The organism is Kitasatospora sp. NPDC059812 (genome assembly GCF_042732075.1).
In the GTDB taxonomy this organism is placed as follows: domain Bacteria; phylum Actinomycetota; class Actinomycetes; order Streptomycetales; family Streptomycetaceae; genus Kitasatospora.
In genome coordinates this window covers 1-2,607 of the sequence record NZ_JBHWIO010000084.1, presented here as the reverse complement: position 1 = coordinate 2,607, position 2,607 = coordinate 1, and the positions used below count along the sequence as shown (strand labels likewise).

The window sequence follows — 2,607 nt, the reverse complement described above, 5'->3', positions numbered from 1 at the left end:
GTGTGTGTTTTTCTTTTTCTAACAACAGCCGGTGTATTTTTTATATCTTACAGCCATATTTTTTCCCTGGTGTGGTCCTCAATACTTGCGGCCCCCCCCCCCAGTGCTGTTCTCCCTCGGTCGCCTTCGGTGCGGGCCCCCGGTCAGCTCACCGTCGTGGTGCTGAGCGCCTGCGCGGTGGCGGGGTAGCAGGCGGTGGGCACGTCGACGGTGAAGAACGAGACGGGCACGGTCGCCGTGAAGGTCAGCCCCGGGTCCGCGTAGCTCGTACCGGCCACCGAGGTGCTGATGACGCTGCCGGAGGCCCCGGCGGCCAGGTTCAGGGTCAGCGCTGGGAGCGTGAAGGTGCCGCCGCCGTCGACCGACCCGTTCACGGTGAGCACGACGTTGCCGTTGTTCACCGCGACGCTCGCGCTGCCCGAGTAGCCGGACCCGCCGGTCAGCGACTCGCCGGTCAGCGTGGCGTTCGCGGGGACCGGCACGGTGAGCGCGATGTTGCTGATCGACTGGATGCTGTAACCGCCCACCGTGGTGGGCACGGTGAGCGCGTCGGGGGCCAGGGTGACGGTGAACTGGCTGCCGGCCGCGACGGTGGCGGGCGCGGCGGCGTTGACACCGGCGTTGAGGTTGAAGGTCTGTGCCGACCCGATCGGCGGAGTCGCCTGGCAGGCCAGGACGACCGGGGTGTCCGCGGCCGCGGCGGTCGGAGCGAACAGCCCGACCGCGGCCACGCCGCCGGCGAGCACGACCGAGGCACGTCGCAGAGCAGAGGTCATTCCCATGAGGGTTCTCCCGCGAAGCCTGAGGTGGGGGGTGAGGGTGGGGCGCACGAGCGTCGGGGCGTGGGGTACCTGAGCCGCCCGGCCACCCGGCGGCCCGGCACAGGCCGGGCGAATTCAGCATGGGCGCGTCAGGGACCCCCAACAATCCTGCTGCGCAAGGTAGTTGCGGCACTTTCCGGCCATTCTCCGGCCGCGCCCGCCCACGGGGTGCCGCCGCCGGGCCTCACGGCTGGTCGGCGGCGGCCTCGCGTTCGCGGCGCTGCCGGTGCTCGGTGCGGATGCCGCACCAGGCGGTGCAGGCCAGGCTGGCGGCGATGATTCCTTCGGCCCAGAAGAACGCGAGGTAGTCGATCAGCGATCCGATCGGCGGTGAGCCGGGGGCGGCGTTGCGCATGCCGATCAGGGCGAACAGGCTGGCCGCCATCCAGCCCAGGGAGGGCCAGACCAGGCCCTCGCGCTTGCGGTAGAGCACCTCGGCGGCGCCGAGGACGGCCAGGGCGATGGCCCACATCGCCGCGATCATGAACCAGGCGAGGATGAAGGTGCTGCGGGAGCGGGTGATCTTCGCGTCCAGGGCCACGGCGCCGGTGGCCCCGGCCGTGGCCTGCGGGCGCACGACGAAGAACGGGTCGGTGTCGGTGAGGACCAGGCCGACCGGGACGGGGGTGGCGCCGCTGGTGGCCGTGAAGCCGGCCTCCATGCGGTAGCGGTCGAAGGGGTAGTCGGTGATGGTGCCGTCGTACATCCCGACGTGGACGAGCTGGGGCGCCGCGCTCTCGCCCTCGGCTGCCCGGATGGTCGTCCTGGGTGTGCCGGTGACGGTGATCTCGACGGGTCGACTGAAGGCCTGGCCGTCGGCGCCGGCGGCGAGCCTGCCGTGCGGTACGGGCGTGATGTAGAGCGTCAGTTGCTGGGCCGCCGGGTCCACGTCCTGGGCGGTGACGTCGAGTTCGATCCAGTCCTGGGCCGAGGGGATCGCCAGTTCGCGGGTCTGCTCCCGGGTGTTGCGCTCGTTGAGGTACAGCCCGATCCCGCTCCCGCACAGGGCGACGACCATCGCCAGGACGACGGCGAACCGCCAGCGGTGGCGAGGAGCGCGGCGCGCAACCGGGCTGGTCGCGCTGGTGTCATCGGTGGTGACCTGCACGGTCGTCCTTCCTGAAGCTGTGGAGTCGGGGCGGCGGCCGACGCGTGCGCGGCGGAGGCCCTGGCGGCCCGCCTCCGTGGGGGGGTGGACGGGCCGCCAGGGGGCACGGAGCCCGCGCTGCGGCGGGCTGGTCCTGGGACCGGGGGTGCCCCCGCATCTTTTACTAGACTGAAAATTCAGTCAAATTCAGAGAGAGCGGTGATCTGCGGCGCACGGCGCCGAGGGGCCGGGCGCCGCACACCGCCGATGAGGCCCTGGCGACGAGGGGCCACGAGTGCGAGCAGGGTCCAGCTGGAGTACGGGTCCGATGGGGCGGCCGTCGCACGTCCCGGCGCCCTTCATCAGCGGACGGGCCGGCTCACAGGCTTGACCGATTTTTCAGTCAATGAAAGTGTTGACGGCGAGCTCGAAGTTCACCGGCTCCCGCCTCGGCATCCACGTCGCCAACGGCGCCGTCGTCGCCGCTTCGTTCGGCACCGTCCCGCTCGGCAACCGCTTCGTTCGGCAACGCCTCGTTCGGCGACCGCCGCCTCGACGCCGGCAGCCGCGACAACCAGCGCTACCCCATGACCGGAGAATCCCGGTGCGACACGAAGTCGCTTCGCCCAAGCAGACGACCTGCAAGAGGAAGGAGTGAACAGGTAGGCCGTCTCGGACCAGTGTCCAGGGTCCGTCCCC

At 70.8% G+C, this 2,607-nt stretch carries 2 protein-coding genes; both read right to left on the bottom strand.

The window, feature by feature from the left end:
- Positions 1–143 precede the first annotated feature (143 nt).
- A complete protein-coding gene (locus ACFV6D_RS30895) occupies positions 144–776 on the bottom strand; it encodes a cyclase (protein WP_380562050.1) in 633 nt (210 codons plus the stop codon).
- A gap of 229 nt (positions 777–1,005) precedes the next feature.
- Positions 1,006–1,929, bottom strand: coding sequence for a DUF4436 family protein (locus ACFV6D_RS30890; RefSeq protein ID WP_063352383.1), 924 nt, complete (start codon positions 1,927–1,929; stop codon positions 1,006–1,008).
- Positions 1,930–2,607 lie beyond the last annotated feature (678 nt).

Coding starts and splice junctions, on each gene's coding strand:
- ACFV6D_RS30895 (WP_380562050.1), bottom strand. CDS start 776: ATGACCTCTGCTCTGCGACGTGCCTCGGTCGTGCTCGCCGGCGGCGTG.